At 50.6% G+C, this 18,519-nt stretch carries 21 protein-coding genes; all 21 read right to left on the bottom strand.

What is annotated here, in order from left to right:
- Window positions 1–164: 164 nt before the first annotated feature.
- Window positions 165–2,258, bottom strand: coding sequence for a bifunctional 4-hydroxy-3-methylbut-2-enyl diphosphate reductase/30S ribosomal protein S1 (locus BN6471_RS08280; RefSeq protein WP_066647653.1), 2,094 nt, complete (start codon window positions 2,256–2,258; stop codon window positions 165–167).
- Complete coding sequence (locus BN6471_RS08275) at window positions 2,246–2,842, bottom strand: lysophospholipid acyltransferase family protein (protein WP_066647651.1); 597 nt, start codon at window positions 2,840–2,842, stop codon at window positions 2,246–2,248. The genes BN6471_RS08280 and BN6471_RS08275 overlap by 13 nt, the downstream gene beginning before the upstream one ends.
- Window positions 2,843–3,505, bottom strand: a complete 663-nt coding sequence (gene cmk, locus BN6471_RS08270; protein WP_066647649.1) for a (d)CMP kinase — start codon at window positions 3,503–3,505, stop codon at window positions 2,843–2,845.
- A complete protein-coding gene (locus tag BN6471_RS08265) occupies window positions 3,505–4,386 on the bottom strand; it encodes a polyprenyl synthetase family protein (protein ID WP_066647646.1) in 882 nt (293 codons plus the stop codon). Before BN6471_RS08265 ends, cmk begins: the two co-directional genes overlap by 1 nt.
- Before the next feature lie 2 nt (window positions 4,387–4,388).
- Window positions 4,389–4,583 (bottom strand): exodeoxyribonuclease VII small subunit, encoded by a 195-nt coding sequence (gene xseB, locus BN6471_RS08260; RefSeq protein WP_066647644.1) that lies wholly within the window; start codon window positions 4,581–4,583, stop codon window positions 4,389–4,391.
- Window positions 4,583–5,785, bottom strand: coding sequence for an exodeoxyribonuclease VII large subunit (gene xseA / locus BN6471_RS08255; RefSeq protein WP_066647641.1), 1,203 nt, complete (start codon window positions 5,783–5,785; stop codon window positions 4,583–4,585). Before xseA ends, xseB begins: the two co-directional genes overlap by 1 nt.
- Window positions 5,778–6,626, bottom strand: a complete 849-nt coding sequence (gene folD, locus BN6471_RS08250) for a bifunctional methylenetetrahydrofolate dehydrogenase/methenyltetrahydrofolate cyclohydrolase FolD (RefSeq protein ID WP_066647638.1) — start codon at window positions 6,624–6,626, stop codon at window positions 5,778–5,780. The genes xseA and folD overlap by 8 nt, the downstream gene beginning before the upstream one ends.
- A complete protein-coding gene (locus BN6471_RS08245) occupies window positions 6,623–7,552 on the bottom strand; it encodes a tRNA (adenosine(37)-N6)-threonylcarbamoyltransferase complex transferase subunit TsaD (RefSeq protein WP_082903411.1) in 930 nt (309 codons plus the stop codon). The genes folD and BN6471_RS08245 overlap by 4 nt, the downstream gene beginning before the upstream one ends.
- Window positions 7,552–7,962 (bottom strand): transcription antitermination factor NusB, encoded by a 411-nt coding sequence (gene nusB / locus BN6471_RS08240; protein ID WP_066647632.1) that lies wholly within the window; start codon window positions 7,960–7,962, stop codon window positions 7,552–7,554. The genes BN6471_RS08245 and nusB overlap by 1 nt, the downstream gene beginning before the upstream one ends.
- Before the next feature lie 25 nt (window positions 7,963–7,987).
- Complete coding sequence (locus BN6471_RS08235) at window positions 7,988–8,206, bottom strand: DUF2273 domain-containing protein (protein ID WP_066647631.1); 219 nt, start codon at window positions 8,204–8,206, stop codon at window positions 7,988–7,990.
- Window positions 8,207–8,224: 18 nt separating this feature from the next.
- Window positions 8,225–8,770 (bottom strand): alkaline shock response membrane anchor protein AmaP, encoded by a 546-nt coding sequence (gene amaP / locus BN6471_RS08230; protein WP_162270197.1) that lies wholly within the window; start codon window positions 8,768–8,770, stop codon window positions 8,225–8,227.
- Between the two features lie 122 nt (window positions 8,771–8,892).
- The gene (locus BN6471_RS08225; RefSeq protein ID WP_066647629.1) at window positions 8,893–9,354 is read right to left on the bottom strand and encodes an Asp23/Gls24 family envelope stress response protein; all 462 of its coding nucleotides are present in this window, start codon (window positions 9,352–9,354) and stop codon (window positions 8,893–8,895) included.
- An 80-nt stretch (window positions 9,355–9,434) separates the two neighbouring features.
- Window positions 9,435–9,992 carry an elongation factor P gene (gene efp, locus BN6471_RS08220; protein WP_066647627.1) on the bottom strand — a complete coding sequence of 186 codons (558 nt, stop codon included), beginning with the start codon at window positions 9,990–9,992 and terminating at the stop codon, window positions 9,435–9,437.
- A 21-nt stretch (window positions 9,993–10,013) separates the two neighbouring features.
- Complete coding sequence (locus BN6471_RS08215; protein ID WP_066647624.1) at window positions 10,014–11,057, bottom strand: M24 family metallopeptidase; 1,044 nt, start codon at window positions 11,055–11,057, stop codon at window positions 10,014–10,016.
- A complete protein-coding gene (locus BN6471_RS08210) occupies window positions 11,054–11,905 on the bottom strand; it encodes a TIM barrel protein (protein ID WP_066647621.1) in 852 nt (283 codons plus the stop codon). The genes BN6471_RS08215 and BN6471_RS08210 overlap by 4 nt, the downstream gene beginning before the upstream one ends.
- 18 nt (window positions 11,906–11,923) lie before the next feature.
- Window positions 11,924–13,144 (bottom strand): peptidase U32 family protein, encoded by a 1,221-nt coding sequence (locus BN6471_RS08205; RefSeq protein WP_066647618.1) that lies wholly within the window; start codon window positions 13,142–13,144, stop codon window positions 11,924–11,926.
- Window positions 13,141–14,394 (bottom strand): endolytic transglycosylase MltG, encoded by a 1,254-nt coding sequence (gene mltG / locus BN6471_RS08200; protein WP_066647616.1) that lies wholly within the window; start codon window positions 14,392–14,394, stop codon window positions 13,141–13,143. The genes BN6471_RS08205 and mltG overlap by 4 nt, the downstream gene beginning before the upstream one ends.
- Window positions 14,395–14,412: 18 nt before the next feature.
- A complete protein-coding gene (locus tag BN6471_RS08195) occupies window positions 14,413–14,766 on the bottom strand; it encodes a YlbF/YmcA family competence regulator (protein ID WP_066647613.1) in 354 nt (117 codons plus the stop codon).
- A 13-nt stretch (window positions 14,767–14,779) separates the two neighbouring features.
- Window positions 14,780–16,531, bottom strand: coding sequence for a ribonuclease J (locus BN6471_RS08190; protein ID WP_082903410.1), 1,752 nt, complete (start codon window positions 16,529–16,531; stop codon window positions 14,780–14,782).
- A gap of 57 nt (window positions 16,532–16,588) precedes the next feature.
- Window positions 16,589–17,968, bottom strand: coding sequence for an ATP-dependent protease ATPase subunit HslU (gene hslU, locus BN6471_RS08185; RefSeq protein WP_066647611.1), 1,380 nt, complete (start codon window positions 17,966–17,968; stop codon window positions 16,589–16,591).
- 8 nt (window positions 17,969–17,976) lie between these two features.
- The gene (gene hslV, locus BN6471_RS08180; protein ID WP_066647610.1) at window positions 17,977–18,507 is read right to left on the bottom strand and encodes an ATP-dependent protease subunit HslV; all 531 of its coding nucleotides are present in this window, start codon (window positions 18,505–18,507) and stop codon (window positions 17,977–17,979) included.
- Window positions 18,508–18,519: the final 12 nt, after the last annotated feature.

The following is an 18,519-nucleotide window of genomic DNA, read 5'->3' as shown; positions in this document are numbered from 1 at the left end:
CATACTCTTTTTATTTGCGACGCTTTATAATATACTGTATTTGGGATGAAAAGTCAATGATTTTTCACAAATTCGTCCTCCATTTTTTCGCTTTTTTATGAAAAACCTTCCTCCACTATAGATAACAAAAAAAAGCCGTTAAAAACGGCTTTTTATCGCTGTTATTATTTGTCGTCTTCGCTGTCGTCCATCTTGGGAAAGAAGTCTGCAAGAGAAGATGTCGCGCCCTCTACCGGCGGGATTTCATAATGGAACTTTTCTTCCCTCTCTTTTCCATCGGCTTCCTTCTTGGCAGCCTTTTCAGGCTCGTCCATCAACGCCCTGATACTAAGGCTGATCCGCTTCTTGGCAGGATTCACTTCCATGATCTTAGCGGTTACCTTATCGCCGATCCTAAGCTCCTCTTCCACTTTCTCAAGCCTTCTGTTTGTGACTTGGGAAATATGGATCAGACCGTCGATCGTCGGCTCTAAGGACACGAACGCGCCAAACGGCATGATGCGTACGACAGTGCCCTCCACCGTATCGCCTACGATATACTTCTCGGGCGCCTTGTCCCACGGCTTGGGCTCTAACTGCTTGAGCCCCAAAGAAATCCTCTTCTTTTCCGGGTCGACATTCATGATCAGCACTTCGATATCGTCTCCAACGTTCAAGACGTCGGAAGGATGTTTTACCTTGACCCAGGAAATATCCGTAATATGAAGCAGGCCGTCTACGCCGCCAATATCGACAAATGCGCCGAAATCCGTGAGGCGTTTGATCTTGCCCGTTACTTTATCGCCCTTTTTGAACGTCTCGTACAGCTTCTTTTCTTCCTCTTCGGCAGCAGCCTTCAGGATGTTCTTGTGCGAAAGCACGAAACGTCTCTGGCGCTTGTCCGCCTCGATAATATTCACCTGGAGCTCCTGGCCGACAAATTCGCTTAAATCTTCCACATATTTCAGCGAAAGCTGCGAAGCCGGAATAAATGCGTCATAGCCCTCCAGCTTTGCAAGTACGCCGCCTTTGACTACCTTATCTACCTTAACCGTATAAACAGCCGTTTCGTCGAGGGATTCCACCAGTTCTTTCCATTTCAGTTTGGATTCAATGGATTTTCTGGAAAGGACTACGTTTCCTTCGCCATCGTTTAAGGCAACGACCTCCGCCTCGATCTCGTCCCCTACTGAGAACATATCCTGCGGATTGACATCACCACCGGCGGTAAGATTTTCTTTTTTGATGATACCGTCAGATTTATAACCAATATTGACACATATCTCGCTGTCGGAAATCTGAACAACCGTTCCGGTCACAATCTGCCCTCTCTTAATATATACAAACGATTTCTCGATTTCAGCCATGAAATCCTCGTTTGCCTGTGATTGTTCTTCCATGGATACGTCCTTCTCCTCCGCAGTTTCAGTATCCATTACTTTTTCGACATCGCTCATAAGTGTCTTTACCTCCCTAATTAACCAATCCGGTGTCGATGCACCGGCGACAATACTTATTATATCATGAATCGACACATTTTCAAGTGGAAGTTGCTCGATATTGTCGATATAATAGGTTTTTTCGCAATTATTTTTACATAGGTTATACAATTTTTCCGTATTGGAAGAATGTCGTCCCCCCACGACCAGAACGATATCCGATTGTCGCGCCAGCTCCACGGCTTCCTTTTGCCGTTTTTGCGTCGTATCGCAAATCGAATTGAACAGGTCAAGTATTGCGACCCGTTCCTTTAGTTGATTGACCGCCTCATCCCACAGCGCGTGTGTGATCGTTGTCTGTGCCACCACCAGCGCACGCTCCATCTTTGGCACTTTGGCAGCGTCCTGTGCATTGTTGACCACATACACCGTTCCCTGCGCCCAGCCTTTGATGCCGATCACTTCCGGATGGTCGCTTGCACCGATGATGATCACAGGCATATCGCCCGCCTCGATCACGCGTTTATGGATACGCGTAACAAACGGGCATGTAAGATCCAGCGTTTCAAATCCCCGCTCCTTGATCTTTTCATACACATCGCGCGAAACCCCATGGGAGCGTATAATGATCAATGTGCTTGCAAGCTGCGGCACACTGTCTATATCTTCCGTGACGAGAACGCCTTTCCCGCTCAAGGACTCCACCACGTCCTTATTATGGATCAGCTCCCCATATGTGTATATATGGTCGTATGTGCCGATGATGCCGTTGACTGTGTCCACCGCACGCGCAACTCCAAAACAAAAACCAGCGTGCTTTGCGACGATTATTTTTGACATGCTTTTACGCTCATTTCCTGCATCACGTTTTGCAGATATTCCGTTGCCTGCGCAATGGTTTTACTGTTTGTTTTACCGCCGACGACCTCCTTCAGATCGATCGCCGGATGTGCATACACCCTGACCGGATGGAACAGCTTATAATTCCCGCTGATATAGACGGGCACGACCGGCACATTCGCGCGCAGCGCCATCAACGCGGCTCCAGGTTCAAAAGGCAGCAGCTTTCCATCCTCGCTGCGCGTCCCCTCCGGGAAAATCCCCAATATCTTTCCGTCCTTTAACGCGGCCATTCCCGTCTTTACCGCTTTCATATCGCTTTTCCCACGCGCCACCGGGATCGCGTGCAAGCGGCGCAAAAAGAAATTCGCAACTTTATTCTGGAACAATTCCTCCTTGGCCATATAACAGATAGGCTGGCTCATGATGCTGTGGCCCAAAACGATGGGATCCCAGTTTGATTTGTGGTTGCATATCACCACACACCCATTCCTGATCTTCAGATTTTCTTTGTGGATACGCCTGACAAAAAAACAGGGAATCAAAACGATATAAGCAAGTACACGCGCTAAAAAATATACCATTTAGCTTTCCACTCCTGTTATATCCCCAATGATCCAATCGATCACCCGTTCTTTATCCATATCGGTCGTATCTACCAAAATTGCGTCCTCCGCCTGCTTGAGCGGTGCGAATTCCCTGTTGGAATCTGTTTTGTCCCGCGCGACGATCTCGCGTTCGATCACATCGATGTCCGCTTCCTGTCCGCTTTGGCGGATCTCTTCGCAGCGCCTGCGCGCACGCTCATGCGCCGAAGCGGTAATAAAATATTTCTTGTCCGCATCCGGCAGGACATACGTGCCGATATCCCTGCCGTCCATGACGATGTCATATTGGTTGGCGACTTCGCGCTGGATATCGACCAGCTTCAAACGCACCTCCGGAATCACCGCAATATCGCTCGCGCCTTTGGAAATACGCGAAGTACGGATGTAAGGCGTTACGTCAACACCGTTCACCAGTACCTTTTGCAACCCGTTTTCATAACAGATCGCCATATCGAGTTTGCTAAGCGCAGGAACCACCTTTGCCGCGTCAGCAGGCTCGATCCCTTCTTCGATCATAGCGTAAGCTGTCGCGCGGTACATGGCTCCCGTATCCAGATAATTCATATGCAGCTTTGCCGCGATTGCTTTCGCAACAGTGCTTTTCCCAGCGCCTGCAGGCCCATCGATTGCGATCTTCATTATTTCTGCCGCCTCAAGATCACTTCCGCAAGTTCCGCCAGGTCTTTGCCTTTATCGCCGAATATCTGCAGCGCATCGATTGCTTCCTGGGTCTTGCGTTCCGCGATTTGCATCGATTTTTCCACACCGTACAGCGTAACAAAGGTAAATTTCTCTTCTTGGGCATCCTTCCCTAACGTCTTGCCGATCTTCTCCGCATCGCCCGTTACATCGAGGATATCGTCAATGATCTGGAACGTCAGGCCGATATCTTCACCATAGGTATCGATCGCCTCCAGATATTTTTCATCCGGATGGCAAAGCATCATGCCGGAAGTAAGCGCAGCTTTCATAAGCGCCGCCGTCTTGCGCCTGTGCACATAGTAAACGTCCTTTGCATCCAGTTTTTTCCCTTCGTTTTCCAGGTCTCCCGCCTGTCCGGAGATCATCCCATAGATCCCGGCACTCAGGGCCACCTCCAGCATTGCCTTCAAATGTGCGTCAATGTTGTTTTCATAGCGCATGGCATTTTTCAACATGACTTCATATGCATAGTTTAAAAGGCCGTCACCCGCGAGGATCGCCATGCCTTCTCCATAGACCATGTGGTTTGTCGGTTTACCACGGCGCAATTCGTCATTGTCCATCGCCGGAAGATCGTCGTGGATCAACGAATAGGTATGGATCATCTCGATCGCGCAGGCGATGTCCAGCGTTTCTTTCATATTGCCGCCAAGGAGCGCGTTCGACATGATATTCAGTGTAGGGCGCAGGCGCTTGCCCCCTGCGGACACGCTGTAGTTCATCGCTTCCTTGATCGTAGCATTGGTATCTGCCGCATCCAATAATTCAGTAAGCCTCAAGTCGATTTCCTTTGTGTACTTCGTTACAACATCAGACATTTTCAATCCCTCTCGCTTTCCTCAATGATTTCCAGTTCACTCTCGTACTTTTTCAGCAGCTTAGACGCCTTGTCCGCCGCCGTCACCCCTTTTTTATAAAGCGCTACCGCCTCCGCCAGTTTGATGTCTTCCTGCGAAATCTTTTCCGAAATTTCTTTCAGTTCTTCAATATAGGCTTCCAAATCTTTTTCCGGCATTACTGTACCTCTTTATCCTTTACTGCAGCGAGTATGCTGCCGTCCCTTAAAAGTATCCTGACCTCATCCCCGGCCGATACGTCGTTTATGCTGCGGATTTCGTTTTCTCCATGCATAGCCACGGAATAGCCGCGGTCAAAAGCGCTCATCGGGCTCAAATTATCAATTGCCGCTTTATAATTATTATACTGCAAAAGCGAGCGATGATAAAGATGCTTTATTCCGGTTTTTATTTGCGCATCATAATTCAGCAGCTTATCGTTCATCCCGCTTACACGCGCCATCAACACTTCCCGATTTAGCCTGCGCTTAAAATCCTCAACCTGGTCCTCCTTTTCGCAGATCAATTCCAAAAAACGCCGCTGGATATCCTCTTTTAACAGCAGCAGGTTATTTTCGATCTCATCTCCCAGCGGGATTACCAGTTCTGCCGCCGCAGACGGCGTCGGCGCCCTCAAATCAGCCGCCATATCCGACAGCGAATAATCCGTTTCATGCCCGACTGCGCTCACGACCGGTATATGTGAACGGTACACGGCCATCACGACCCCTTCGTCGTTAAAAGCCGCCAGGTCTTCCGCGCTGCCGCCGCCGCGTCCGACAATGAGTACATCCGCGTCCGAATACTCATTGAAGTATTCGATCCCCCGCACGATTTCCGAAGGTGCGTCCAGTCCCTGCACCCTGACCGGGTACAGTACCAGCCTGATTGCCGGGTTTCTCCGCTGGGCAATATTTTTGATGTCCTGTATTGCCGCTCCTTGTGCAGAGGTCACGATCCCGATCTTCTTTGGATATTTGGGGATCGGCCTTTTCCGTGCCTCGTCAAATACGCCTTTTTCCTGCAGCTTTTCTTTTAACAGGAGGAATTGCATGTAAAGCTCCCCCATGCCCGCCATCTGCAGCTCGCGTACGATCAAGCGGTATTTTCCGTTTTTTCGGTAAATGGAAATATCGCCGCGCACCAAGACCGTCTGCCCTTCCGCTAAGATTTCCGCATAACGCTGGGCATCCTCGCAGTCAAAAAGCATACAATCGATGGCAGCCTGCTCGTCGCGCAGCACAAAATAAATCGTACTCATGCGCATACTAAAGTCCGTCACTTCCCCTTTGACCCAAATTTCTTCCAGGAAAGGATCGCCGGAGAGCCTATCGGCCACGTAGGTATTCAGTTCCCCTACGCTCAATACAAGTTCATCCATACATTTCGCCTGCGTCCACCGTATTTTCCATGAGCATCGTGATCGTCATCGGCCCAACGCCGCCCGGTACCGGCGTGATGTATCCCGCCACTTCGCTCACTTCGTCAAACTTCACATCGCCTTTGAGCTTTCCGTCCACGCGCGAAGTGCCCACATCGATGACCACTGCCCCCGGCTTGACGAACTCCTTTGTCACAAATTCAGGCCTGCCGATCGCCGCCACCAGAATATCTGCCTCAGAGCACACGCCGGGCAAGTCCTTCGTCTTTGAATGGCAGATCGTCACCGTGGCATTTTCGTTGAGCAGCAAGATCGCTACAGGTTTTCCAACGATGTTGCTCCGGCCGATCACCACAGCATTTTTCCCTGTGATATCGATCCCCGTTTTCTTGATCAGCTTGATGATGCCCTTGGGCGTACAGGCCACCAAACCCGGCAATCCCGTAAACAGACTGCCTGCATTTTGCACATGGAAGCCGTCCACGTCCTTCTTCGGATTGATGCGTTTTAACACCTCGTCCTCATCGATATGCTCCGGAAGCGGAAGCTGCACGAGCAAGCCGTGTATCTTTGGATTATCGTTATACTGCTCCACCATTGCAAGCAGCTCTTCCTGGGTCGTTTCCTCAGGCAGGCGGTTCACTTCAGAGTAAATCCCGACCTCCGCGCACGCCTTTTCCTTATTGTTCACATAAATGGTCGATCCGCCGTCGTCGCCCACCTGGATGACCGCCAACCCCGGCGTGATCCCACGTTCTTCCTTGAGCTCCCTCACTCGTTCCTTAAGCTGTTCCCTGATCTCTGCCGAAAGTTCCTTCCCGCTGATGATTTGTGCACTCATACTTCACTACCCCTTTCAAAATCTGACGCCAACACTGCGAGTCCTGCCGCATTGTCGGCGGAATATTCTATTTTAGCAAATTGCGCTTCCGGTATGCGTTCCGCAAGGTAGGCCCGTATCTTACGGTTGCTCATCACCCCGCCGAAAAACAAAACATCACAAAGCCCGCTTTGCTTTACAGCCTCTTTCACGGAGCGTTCCAGCGTCTTGGCGACCGCCGTCAGTACCGAAGCACACACCGTCTCCGCACTATGCGTTTTAAGGGCGCGGCCCATCTGTGCTTCAACGCCCGAAAAATTCATCTCCGTACCATTTGTACTGACCTTGAATCCCAGCTCCCCCGTACTTCCCTGCGCACACTCCTCGACATACCTTCCCGCCGGGAACGGCATTGCCAACATCTGCCCCAAACGGTCTATGACCTGTCCCGCCGCGATATCCTTTGTTGCGCCTGCTACCTCGATATCAAAGCCCGTTTTCTGCGCGGCTACTTTCAATATCTCCGTCGTTCCGCCGGATACATGCACCGCCAAAAACTGTTCCGGTTTCCGGTTCCCGATCAACGCCGCCGCAATGTGCCCGTGCTGGTGCGTCGCATAAAAAAGCCCTGCTCCCGTCACGCTGGACGCCAACGCCCCCGCCATAGCGCTCACTGTGAACACCGGCATGTAAGAACCTTCCTGCGGACGGGGCGCGGCACTGACACAGACCGCCGCAATATCCCCATAGCTTGCCAGGATATTTCGCTCAAACATCGTCCGCAAATTCCTGATATGAAGAAATACAGCCTGAGACTGCTGCAGGCCTTTTTTTCCCTGCGCAACCTCAAGCGGTATTTTCAAATTACATACTATGTTTTTGTCCTCGTCCGCCAAAGCAGCCGACGTCGTGTAGCAGCTTGTATCGATACCCAGAAAAACCTTCATCAGGCTTCCCCTTTTTTCAAATATCCGCCCAACAGCCCGTTGATGTATTTATAGGACTTATCTGCCGAATACTTCTTTGCAAGCTCCACCGCTTCATTGATGGTCACCTTATCCGGGATACCCATATACAATATCTCAAAAAGCGCCAGCCGCAGGATCGCCAGGTCGACCTTTGCGATCCTGTCGATCTTCCACGAATGTGAATTTTCTGAAATAATCGTATCGATTTCCTCCCGCTTTTCCGGGAACTGCTCTACAATGCTGTCAATATAGCGCATATTGTCTTCATCCAGCGTATCCGCTTCCAGCACATCCGGCGCTTCCTTGATCGTATCCTTGCTCAAAATATCCGTAATGCTGTACTCATATAAAAGCTTCATCGCTGCTTCGCGTGCGCTTCTTCTGCTCATTCCATACCCCTTACACTAGCACCATTTAATTCTTCTTGCTGAACAAATTAACAAACCATTCGCCGATCAAGGCCCGGATATCCGGCCTCGATCCCAAAAACGCGCCGACTCCTACGCAAATCGCGATCAAAAGCGTTGCCCAGAATCCGATCGTGAGGAACAGGATCGCAACCAAAAGGCCGATCACAATACCCCAGAACAGTCCTTTGTTTTCGCCCAGCCATTCTAAAAACTTCTCTTTCATCCCTATGCCTCCCGATCGTCAGGACGCTTTGATCGAATTTTCCTTCAGGCCGGTAACCATGATTTTCGTCTGCTTTACCGTGATGCCTGTATGCTTCTGGATATAGTCCGCAAGTCCTGCCTGCAGATCCTTTGTGACTTCCGGAATATCGACATCCGGCAATACGGAAACATCGATATTGATGTCGATCGCGTCATCGTAGGAAATCACATTGGTTTTCAGTCCCTTGATCTCCTTTTTCTCGTGTACAAAACGTTCCACCAGCTCTTCGATCGCTTTCACCGTGATCAGGATACTGCCACTGTCAAACACAGCTACCTTAGCCGTCTTGGGCGTCACTTTTCCCGTCCCGAAGAACATTAGCATAAAGCTGACGATAATGACGACGATACCGATGACCGCGTACAGTACCTTATACCAGATCATTCCGTTCTGCATGGTGTAGATAAAATCCGATAGCGAATCCGGCCGGAATATCCCCGCAAGGATTCCCAGGAGAAATACGCATAATGCAATGACTGCAAACAAATAAACCGTAAAAACAATGCGGGTCCCTGTCTTCATTTTCATGGAAGCTTCCTCCTCGTAAGCGCGCACCCCCACCCAGTCAGTAAGTTCACGCGATGATTGAAGATACCCGGCCTCCTGTTTGAAAGGCCGGGTACTGTAAAAACTTTATTCTTCTGTCATTTTACTCTGGGCGCCTTGACCGGCTTCGCTTCTTTTTCTTTGTCCTTGTCTTTCGGCTCCGCCGTACGTGTTGATTGTTCTTTGAACTTGATTCCCTGCACGTTGACGTTTACTTCGACGACTTTAAGGCCCGTCATCGTTTCCACGGCCTTCATCACGCTCATCTGGATATTTTGAGCAATTTCAGGAACCGGCATACCGTATTCCACGACAATGGCGATATCCACCGCAACTTCTTCCGTACCTACTTCGACCTTGATCCCCTTGGAAAGATTTTTTCTGCCGACCAGTTCCGTGATACCATCCACAAAACCGCCGCTCATTCCCGCAACACCGGGAATATCAACTGCCGCAAGGCCTGCGATGGTCGCGATCACTTCGTTTGCAAACGTAATCGTACCATTACTTTCTTTCTTGATTGCCGTCGTATCCTGTGTGGATAAATTTGTATCTGCCATTTTTAAATCGCCTCCGATTCTTTTTTAATAAAACATTTATACCCAGTATTTTCAAGGAAAAACACTAATTTACGAATGCCTTACACTCTTTCCATATAATCCCCGGTGCGCGTATCGATCCTGATTTTGTCCCCCGCATTGATAAACAGCGGGACCATGATCTTGGCACCGGTTTCCATGATTGCCGGTTTATTGCCTGCGGTTGCCGTATCCCCCTTGAATCCGGGTTCTGTTTCCGTTACTTCGAGCTCTACAAAGTTCGGCGGTTCCACGGAAAAAGCCTCTCCCTTGAAAAACTTGATCGTCACATTCATATTTTCTGTAATATACGGAAGCGCACCTTCCACCTTGTCAAAGTTGAGCGGCAGCTGTTCGTATGTTTCCGTATCCATGAAATGATAAAGCTCACCGTCATTGTATAAATACTGCATCTCTTTCCTGTCCACACGCGCCGGCGGAAATTTTTCCGTGGGGTTGAACGTTTTTTCCAGCACGCTTCCCGTCACGACGTTTTTGATCTTCGTGCGGACGAATGCCGCTCCCTTTCCGGGCTTTACATGCTGAAAATCAACAACCACCCAAACTTGTTCATCGATCTCGATCGTCATGCCTTTTCTGAATTCTCCGGCTGAAACCATGAATACCGTACCTCCTGTTTCTTATAACAAAATTAATTCTTTACTGAATTCATACACGCTGCCGCGTCCTGCGACCAACGTATCTTCTATGCGCACTCCACCCAGGCCCGGCACGTAGATTCCCGGTTCCACGGTGAACACCATATTCTTTTGCAGGATATAACTGGAACGCGGATTCAATACCGGCAGCTCGTGGATCTGCCGCCCTACGCCATGCCCCGTACCGTGGTCATAGTAGGCGCCATAACCATTTTCCGCGATATAACTGCGCGCCGCCTCATCCACACGGTAAGTATCTGCCCCGATCTGCGCTTCCTGCTGGGCGCGCCTTTGCGCTTCATTAACTATATCATATATTTTTTTTGACTCTCCGTCAATATTTCCAATGCCAAAAGTCCGCGTAATATCCGAGCAATATCCATCGTACCGGCATCCAAAATCGAGCGTTAAGAAATCCCCGCTTCGTATCCGGTACCCTGACGGCGTCGCATGCGGGACAGCAGAATTCAGCCCTCCTGCCGCGATCGTGGGAAAAGCAAGGTCCATCCCCTGTTTTTTCATGCGGTACTCCAGCTCCGCCCGGATATCCAGCTCGCAGACTCCCGGTTTGATATATGGCAGCAGCTCGTTAAGCGCGACCTCATTTGCCCTGGCCGCAGTACCAATTTTCTCCAGTTCTTCTTCCGTTTTGACCATACGCATCAGGAGCATATCGTCTGAAATATCAGTATACTCTTTGGTGGGAAACGCTTTCTTGAATTCACCAAACTCCCTGACCGTCACATTCCCCTGCTCGATCCCCAGCCTCGCGATCCCGCTTAGGCGCTTCGCGATAGACGGCAGCCTCTCCTGTCCTCCGGTGCAGATCACTTCGGCACGGCTGCCGATCTCTTCGCGCGCCATTTCCACAAAACGTGAATCCGTAAAAAAGAAAGCGCCTCCCGGCGTCACCAACACCTGCGAGCTGTCCCCGGAAAACCCTGTGGCATAAGCCACGTTTTCCACAGAGGTAAGCAGGTACGCTTCCGCGCTGTCCAGTTGCCTGATTTTTTGTATCATCGTCATTTTTTTGCCGCCTCGTACATTTCTTTCATCGCAAGGGCATCCCTGGCCTGTGTCCCTTTGGACTCACAAATGATAACCGGCTCCATATTTCTTTCCGCCAATATTTCCGCCAGCGGTTCAAAGAACGGCCCCCACTGCTTATCTTCAAAGGTCAGGTGCATCTTCTCGCCCTTGTCCGTATATTGGATATGGGAAAAGTGCACATGCATATGATTCGTTTTTTCTTCGCCCGCACTGTTTTTCAGTTTCTCGATGATCGCCCGGTAATCGTTTCCCGTCCTGATCCCGCCCAGGGTACGCGCGTTCAGGTGTCCAAAATCGATTGCCGGATAAATACAGTCGTCGACCTGCGACAGCTCGCCCACTTCATCCAGATCAGCGATCTGGTTCAATTTCCCCATCGTTTCCGCACAATAAATATAGTTTTGGAAGCCCTCGTCTTTTAAAGCCCCGATGATACGCTTCAAATTCTTTTTTACGTTTTCAAAAGCGACCGACCTATCGCATTTCGCACACGATCCCGGATGAAAGACGATCCTCTGCGCCCCCAGGTAGCCTGCCGCGACCGTCGATTCGCGGAAATAGGTCAGGTTCTTTTCAAATTTTTCCTCTGTATCGTTGGCCAGATTGATATAATACGGCGCGTGCACGCTCATGGCAACGCCGAATTCCCCTGCCTTTTCCCGGATCGCCGCGCCGGTCTCTTCCTTAAGCTTCACACCCCGGCCAAACGAATACTCAAATGCGTTGAGGCCCATATCATGGATCCACTTTGGCGCATCGACCGTATGCTTGTATCCTTCCTCATAAAACGCGTCTGAATTCCCCGCCGGGCCAAATCGTATCATGCTCCTGTTTCTCCTCTGTCAGTCGTGCCTACGCAACAGATCGCCCGGTTTCAATGGATAGGGGCAGTTGATCCGCAAGGCCTGCTGCGGGTGCGGCGCGCTTTCCTGCATTTCTCCCGTAAGCGTTTCGATACGCTCCACCTTAAAAGTCGCCCCCTGTATCTCCGGCGACAATACCTCCAGCATTTCTCCCGTGCTGAATTTGTTCCTCTGCTCTACGTGAACCATACCGCCTGCCATATCACCTGTTATTTTGGCAACAAAGGTATATTTGCGCAAATCGACATCCCGCTGCGTATCCTGTCCTGCCTGCCGCGGATTACCAAAAAAGAAGCCGGTCGTAAACCCACGCGTCGCGGATTTGACCAGTTCCTCTTCCAGCCTGTCGTCAAAGGCATAGTTTGCTCCCTGCTCATAATAGGCGTCTATCGCGCGCCGGTAAGCACTGACGACGGAAGCGACGTAATAAGCGGATTTCATCCGTCCCTCGATCTTAAAAGAAGTCACGCCCGCTTCGACCAGCTGCGGAATATAGCGGATCATCATCAGGTCGCGCGAATTCATGATATACGTTCCCCGCTCGTCCTCCATGATGTTGAAATACTGTCCTTCATACCCTTTTTCATACAGGTAATATTCCCAGCGGCACGGCTGCGCGCAGGCTCCCTTATTGCCGCTGCGCCCCGTCAGCGCAGAGCTCAAAAGGCATCGCCCCGAATGCGCAACACACATCGCCCCATGCACGAAGGCTTCGATCTCAAGCGACTGCGGCGTATTCTCACGAATAGCCCTAATATCTTCAAGCGGCACCTCGCGCGACAAAACGATACGCTTTATACCCTGCTCGTGCCAAAAAGAAGCAGACAAATAATTGGTCGTATTTGCCTGCGTACTCAGATGGACTGTGATCGGTATTTCATCTTGCCTGACAACCTGCAACACAGCCGGATCAGAAACAATGATCCCATCCGCGCCGATTTCGGCAAGCAGGGAAATGTACCCCGGCAGCGCGGCCAGCTCGTGGTTGAAAAGCACTGCGTTCACTGTGATATATATCTTTTTACCAAGCGCATGCGCATACGCCACGCTCATGCGCAGCTCTTCCTCCGTAAAGTTGTCCGCGAAAGCACGCAAGCCAAAATCCTTGCCTGCCATATATACAGCGTCCGCGCCGAAATAAAACGCGGTCTCCATACACTCCCTGTTTCCCGCAGGTGCCAACAGCTCTATCCTGCTCATTCGGTTCCCGCCTTCGCAGCGTTTTCCGCATCCGCTTCCGCATACAGGTGTCCGTATTCCGCCACATTGGCATCATGCTCTTCAAGCGTCTTGGCAAACACCATTTCACCTGTTTTGGGGTCTTTCAAGGTGAAGTAGAAGTATTCTTCATAATCTTCATCTGGATAAAGCGCCGCCTCGATCGCCGCCTTACTCGGGTTACAGATAGGCCCAATGGGCAGCCCCATGATCTTACGCGTGTTATAAGGCGAATCAGTATCAAGCTCTGCGTCCGTAAGCGCCAGCTTCTTTACGCCCAAAGCATATGCCAGCGTCGCGTCCGAATCCAGGCGCATTTCATGATCAAGGCGGTTATGGAACACCATCGATACCTTCTTGAAGTCGGGCGTTTTGGCTTCCTTTTCGATGATGGAGGCAAGTGTCACAACCTCGTGAATGGACATTCCGATCTCTTCGGCGCGCTCACGGTAGGTCTGCTCCTTGCCCTCCGCTTTCATATCGAGTATCTCGTTAAAACGGTCGAGCTGCTTTTTGATCGCGTCGGAAGCAGAGGCATTGGTATAGAAATCATAGGTGTCCGGGAACAAATACCCTTCCAGGACATATAGCATGCCGTTGCCGTTTTCTTCGTTTTTCGCGACTGCCTCCGCGATAAACGGATAATCCGTAAATCCTTCCCCTGTTTTGGCAGCTTCAAGGTATTCCGTCGTGTTTTTAAGTATACCGCTCGCGACCAGGACGTTCGCATAATCCGTTACGCCCAACCCCTCGATAAACTGGATGCGCAATGTTCCCGCGGAGGATTTTCCCTGCTGCAAAGCATAGATGAGATCGTCAAAATCCATATTTTTGGAAAGCTCATACGTACCTGCCTTCAGCTTGGAGGACATGTCTGAAAAATCCACATAAAACTTAAATACTTGCTTGTTCTGGATCAGGTCATTGTCGTATAATATCTCTGAAATCTTGCTCAAAGAAGAACCCTTGGGGATCGTTACCGATATCGGCGTCGTATCGTTTACATCGACCGGGTCGAAGTAATGGCCTTTCACATAATCCACGACGCCGTAAACGATTCCCCCGACGATCGCCAGGCTGACCACCACCGCAACGACCGGGCGCAGCTTATTCCACACCGAAGAAGGCCCTTTTTTCTTCTTTTTGGGCGGCTTTTCGCTGTCCACTAAAATCTTATGCGTCTCCAGTTCCTTATTCTCTTTCAGGTAAATGTCGTTCAGTTTTTTTGCCAAACTTCGCTTCTCCTGTCGTTAGTCCTCGTCAAACATATTCGCGCCCACGTCGCACGCTTCGCCGATAATCTTGTAAATATCAGATACCAAAGAATTGAAACGGTATTCCGCTGTGAAAAACTCCGTAATCTTCGGGTTGAACTGCAGCACCTCTCCCATCTTCTGTATCTTCTCCATCAGCTCCGGCTTCGGCTCCTGCCCCGTCATATAGGCCGCCTGTGCTTCAAACTGCAGCTTCTTATAGTCTTTGATCATGCGCTTATTCTGTTCATCTTCATAGACTTCATCCTTAATTTTCAGGTATTCCTTGTATTCTTCGCTCTGCTTGATGATAGCCGCCAGCTCATTTGCCTTATCGTAAACGTTTACCATTTCCACTTCTCCTTTATACTTCAATGATGATGGGCAGGATCATCGGATTACGCTGCGTCATGTCGTAAAGGTAATTTGACAGATCCTTTTTGATGAAATTTTTGAGCGTCGACCAGTCGCTTGTCCCGTTGTCCTTACACATATCCACAATATCTATCACGATATTTTTCGATTGCTCCAGAAGGTCTTCCGATTCTTTCATGTACACGAATCCGCGCGACACGATATCCGGCGCAGAAATCAGTTCTCCCGTTTCATTCGAGATCGTCACTACCACAATGAACAGGCCATCCGACGAAAGCTGCTTCCTGTCGCGCAGTACCACGTTTCCGACATCGCCTACTCCCAGTCCGTCGATCAGCACGCTGCCCGACTGTACCGTGTCCTTCTGCGTTCCCATGCGGCGGTTCAGTTCGATCACCGAACCGATTTCCGGAATAAAGATATTTTTCTTTTTGATACCCATCTTTTCCGCCAGTGCCGCATGCTTATATAAGTGCCTGTATTCCCCGTGTACCGGGATAAAATATTTCGGCTTCACGAGCGAGAGCATCAGCTTCAGCTCTTCCTGGCAGGCATGTCCCGAAACATGCACCATGTCCACCGCATCGTTGATCACACTTGCCCCCTTGCGGTAGAGCATGTTGATAACGTCTGAAACATACCGTTCGTTCCCGGGGATCGGGGATGCCGATATGATGACAAGGTCGCCTTCCTTGATGTTGATCTTCGCATGCTGGCCCATCGCCATACGCACAAGCCCGGACATCGTTTCCCCCTGGCTTCCTGTCGTCAGGATGACGATCTGGTTGTCGCGTAAGTTTTTCAGTTCGTCAAAGGTAACGAACATGTCGTCTTCCACGTTTAAATAGCCAAGCTCGCGCGTCACATTGACGATCTTCAGCATGCTCCGTCCGGAAAGGCAAATCTTCTTATTGAAGATTTTCGCAACATCGATGACTTGCTGTATCCGGTGAACGTTGGATGCAAACGAAGCCACGATCACCCTGCCCTTTGCCTGCCGGAAGTAGTTGACAAAGGTCTCGCCTACCTGGCTTTCCGACATGGTAAAACCGCTTCTTTCAGCATTGGTGCTGTCCGACATCAACGCCAGCACGCCCTTTTTCCCCAGCTCAGCGAAGCGGCTCAATTCCATCACTTCCCCGCACGCCGGCGTCAGGTCGATTTTGAAATCGCCCGTATGCACGAGCGTACCAAGCGGCGTCGTGATCGCCAGGCCCATCGCGTCGTCAATGGAATGGCTGACCTTGACAAATTCTACCGTGAAAACGCCCGCCTTGATCTTATCGCCGTTCCTTACCACATGGATCTCCGGCTCAACGCCCGGATGCTCGGTCAGCTTTGCTTCGATCAATGCCATGGTCAGGGTAGACCCGTACATCGGCACATTGATCTTTTGCAGGATGTAAGGCACGCCCCCGATATGGTCTTCGTGGCCGTGCGTAAAAAAGATACCCCTGATTTTATCGATGTTCTTCTGCAGGTATGTCGTATCCGCGATCACATAATCGACGCCCAACATTTCTTCCCGCGGGAACATCATGCCCGCGTCGATAACGATGATGTCGTTTCCGTACTCTATCACCGTCATGTTTTTTCCGATCTCGCCGATCCCGCCGAGCGGTATGATTTTCAAGGAAGGAGCCGTCTTCTGCTCGTTCTTTTTCTTTTGCTGCTCCGGTTTCCTAGTCCTATTATTCTTTTGTTCCAAATATTTTTCTCTCTTTCTGTTGTTCTCGCTCATTATAGCATAAACACTTCCCAATTCACATTTTTTAGTTTGCCAGAATCCAGCGGCCGTTTACAGGATAAACTTCTGCAGGTTCTGGTATTGTTCTTCGTTTTTCAGGTGCTCCACCACATAGTTTTCGTCAATGACGACCTCAACGGCCGGTTCGATCCCGTTTGCGTTGAAAGAAATATCGTTCAGGAGATTCTCCATGATGGTATGCAGCCTGCGGGCGCCGATATTCTCCGTGCTTTCGTTGACGATCTGCGCAAATTCCGCGATTTTTTTCAGGGCGTCCGGTGTAAACACAAGGTTCACGCCATCTGCCGACAAAAGCGCTTCATATTGTTTGGTGATCGCGTTTTTCGGCTGTGTCAAAATTTCTTCAAATTCTTTTTTCGTCAGGTTTTCCAGCTCCACCTTGATCGGGAAACGTCCCTGCAGCTCCGGGATCAGGTCGGATATCTTCGCCACATGGAATGCGCCCGCCGCAATGAACAGCATATAATCCGTCTTGACCGGGCCGTATTTGGTAACGACCGTGCTGCCTTCTACGATGGGCAGGATGTCCCGCTGTACGCCCTCGCGCGATATATCGGGGCCGCTTCCCATTCCTTTTCCGGCAACTTTGTCGATCTCATCCAAAAAGATGATGCCGTCCTGCTCCGCACGCTCGATCGCCGTCTGCGTTACCTCGTCCATATCGATCAGTTTTTCCGCTTCTTCCTGTTCCAGTATCTTGCGCGCTTCCGGCACGCTCACCTTGCGCTTTTTCGTTTTTGACGGCAGGATACCCGAAAGCAGGTCTCCCATGCTTTCACCGCCCATCCCGGGGATTTCCATGCCCATGTTCTGCGTGACTTCGACTTCTATCTCGATCATCAGGGTATCAAGCTTACCCGCGCGCAGGTTTGCACGCACTTCGTCCCTTCTCGACATCCTTTTTTGTTTTTCTTCATCCGATTCCGCCGGAGGCGCCTCGATCTGCGGCGCGCCAAACAGCATCCCCAGCGGATTGCTGTTCTGCCGTGCCTGCTTATTGGGCACCAGGATATCCACCAAACGGTCTTCCGCATTTTGCGCGGCGCGATCCTTGACCGTCTCAAAACGGTTCTGCTTGACCATGCGGATGGAAGCTTCCACAAGGTCGCGGATCATAGATTCCACATCACGTCCCACATAACCGACCTCTGTGAATTTCGTCGCTTCCACTTTCACGAACGGAGCATCCATCAATTTGGAAAGCCTGCGGGCGATCTCCGTTTTGCCCACGCCCGTAGGCCCCATCATGATGATGTTCTTGGGCGTGATCTCCTCACGCATTTCCTCGTCCAATTTACTTCTCCTGTAACGGTTGCGGAGGGCGATCGCTACAGCACGCTTGGCCTTGTCCTGTCCTACGATATACTTATCGAGCTCCGCTACGATTTCTTTTGGCGTTAAATATGACATATGATCACCTACACTTCTTCCACTTTGATATTGTCATTGGTATATACGCATATCTCGCTGGCGATTTTTAAGCCCTTATATGCGATCTCCTTTGCAGAAAGCTCCGTATTCTGCATCAGCGCACGCGCCGCCGCCAGCGCGTAATTCCCGCCGGAGCCGATCGCGCAGACGCCGTCGTCCGGTTCGATCACTTCGCCCGTACCGGAAATGATCAGCAGGTTTTCCTTGTCTGCCGCGATGAGCATCGCCTCTAACTGCCGCATCGCCTTGTCGCTGCGCCATTCCTGCGCAAGCTCTACGGCCGCGCGCTGCAGGCTCCCGCCGTATTCTTCCAGTTTTGCTTCAAATTTCTCGGACAGGGCGAAGGCGTCCGCCACACTGCCCGCAAAACCGATCACGACCTTCTCGCCAAAAATCCGGCGCACCTTGGTCGCGCTCTTTTTCATGATAACGCTCTCGCCCATCGTGACTTGCCCGTCACCGGCGATCGCGCAGCTGTCCCCTTTTTTTACTGCCAATATTGTCGTTGCTTTTAACATCATTGTCCTCCG

Source organism: Christensenella timonensis, assembly GCF_900087015.1.
Taxonomy (GTDB): Bacteria; Bacillota; Clostridia; order Christensenellales; family Christensenellaceae; genus Christensenella; species Christensenella timonensis.
The sequence above is the reverse complement of the archived record's forward strand: the minus strand, read 5'-3'. Positions and strand labels throughout refer to the sequence as shown.

Coding starts and splice junctions, on each gene's coding strand:
- xseA (WP_066647641.1), bottom strand. CDS start 5,785: ATGGATGAACTTGTATTGAGCGTAGGGGAACTGAATACCTACGTGGCC.
- hslU (WP_066647611.1), bottom strand. CDS start 17,968: ATGTCATATTTAACGCCAAAAGAAATCGTAGCGGAGCTCGATAAGTAT.
- cmk (WP_066647649.1), bottom strand. CDS start 3,505: ATGAAGATCGCAATCGATGGGCCTGCAGGCGCTGGGAAAAGCACTGTT.
- nusB (WP_066647632.1), bottom strand. CDS start 7,962: ATGAGCAGAAGAAGCGCACGCGAAGCAGCGATGAAGCTTTTATATGAG.
- folD (WP_066647638.1), bottom strand. CDS start 6,626: ATGAGTGCACAAATCATCAGCGGGAAGGAACTTTCGGCAGAGATCAGG.
- BN6471_RS08275 (WP_066647651.1), bottom strand. CDS start 2,842: ATGGTATATTTTTTAGCGCGTGTACTTGCTTATATCGTTTTGATTCCC.
- BN6471_RS08215 (WP_066647624.1), bottom strand. CDS start 11,057: ATGACGATGATACAAAAAATCAGGCAACTGGACAGCGCGGAAGCGTAC.
- xseB (WP_066647644.1), bottom strand. CDS start 4,583: ATGCCGGAAAAAGATTTGGAAGCCTATATTGAAGAACTGAAAGAAATT.
- BN6471_RS08245 (WP_082903411.1), bottom strand. CDS start 7,552: ATGAAGGTTTTTCTGGGTATCGATACAAGCTGCTACACGACGTCGGCT.
- efp (WP_066647627.1), bottom strand. CDS start 9,992: ATGGTTTCAGCCGGAGAATTCAGAAAAGGCATGACGATCGAGATCGAT.
- BN6471_RS08210 (WP_066647621.1), bottom strand. CDS start 11,905: ATGATACGATTTGGCCCGGCGGGGAATTCAGACGCGTTTTATGAGGAA.
- BN6471_RS08225 (WP_066647629.1), bottom strand. CDS start 9,354: ATGGCAGATACAAATTTATCCACACAGGATACGACGGCAATCAAGAAA.
- BN6471_RS08195 (WP_066647613.1), bottom strand. CDS start 14,766: ATGGTAAACGTTTACGATAAGGCAAATGAGCTGGCGGCTATCATCAAG.
- BN6471_RS08265 (WP_066647646.1), bottom strand. CDS start 4,386: ATGTCTGATGTTGTAACGAAGTACACAAAGGAAATCGACTTGAGGCTT.
- BN6471_RS08190 (WP_082903410.1), bottom strand. CDS start 16,531: ATGAGCGAGAACAACAGAAAGAGAGAAAAATATTTGGAACAAAAGAAT.
- BN6471_RS08235 (WP_066647631.1), bottom strand. CDS start 8,206: ATGAAAGAGAAGTTTTTAGAATGGCTGGGCGAAAACAAAGGACTGTTC.
- BN6471_RS08205 (WP_066647618.1), bottom strand. CDS start 13,144: ATGAGCAGGATAGAGCTGTTGGCACCTGCGGGAAACAGGGAGTGTATG.
- hslV (WP_066647610.1), bottom strand. CDS start 18,507: ATGTTAAAAGCAACGACAATATTGGCAGTAAAAAAAGGGGACAGCTGC.
- BN6471_RS08280 (WP_066647653.1), bottom strand. CDS start 2,258: ATGTCAAAAATAATCGTCGCAAAGCACGCTGGTTTTTGTTTTGGAGTT.
- amaP (WP_162270197.1), bottom strand. CDS start 8,770: ATGAAGACAGGGACCCGCATTGTTTTTACGGTTTATTTGTTTGCAGTC.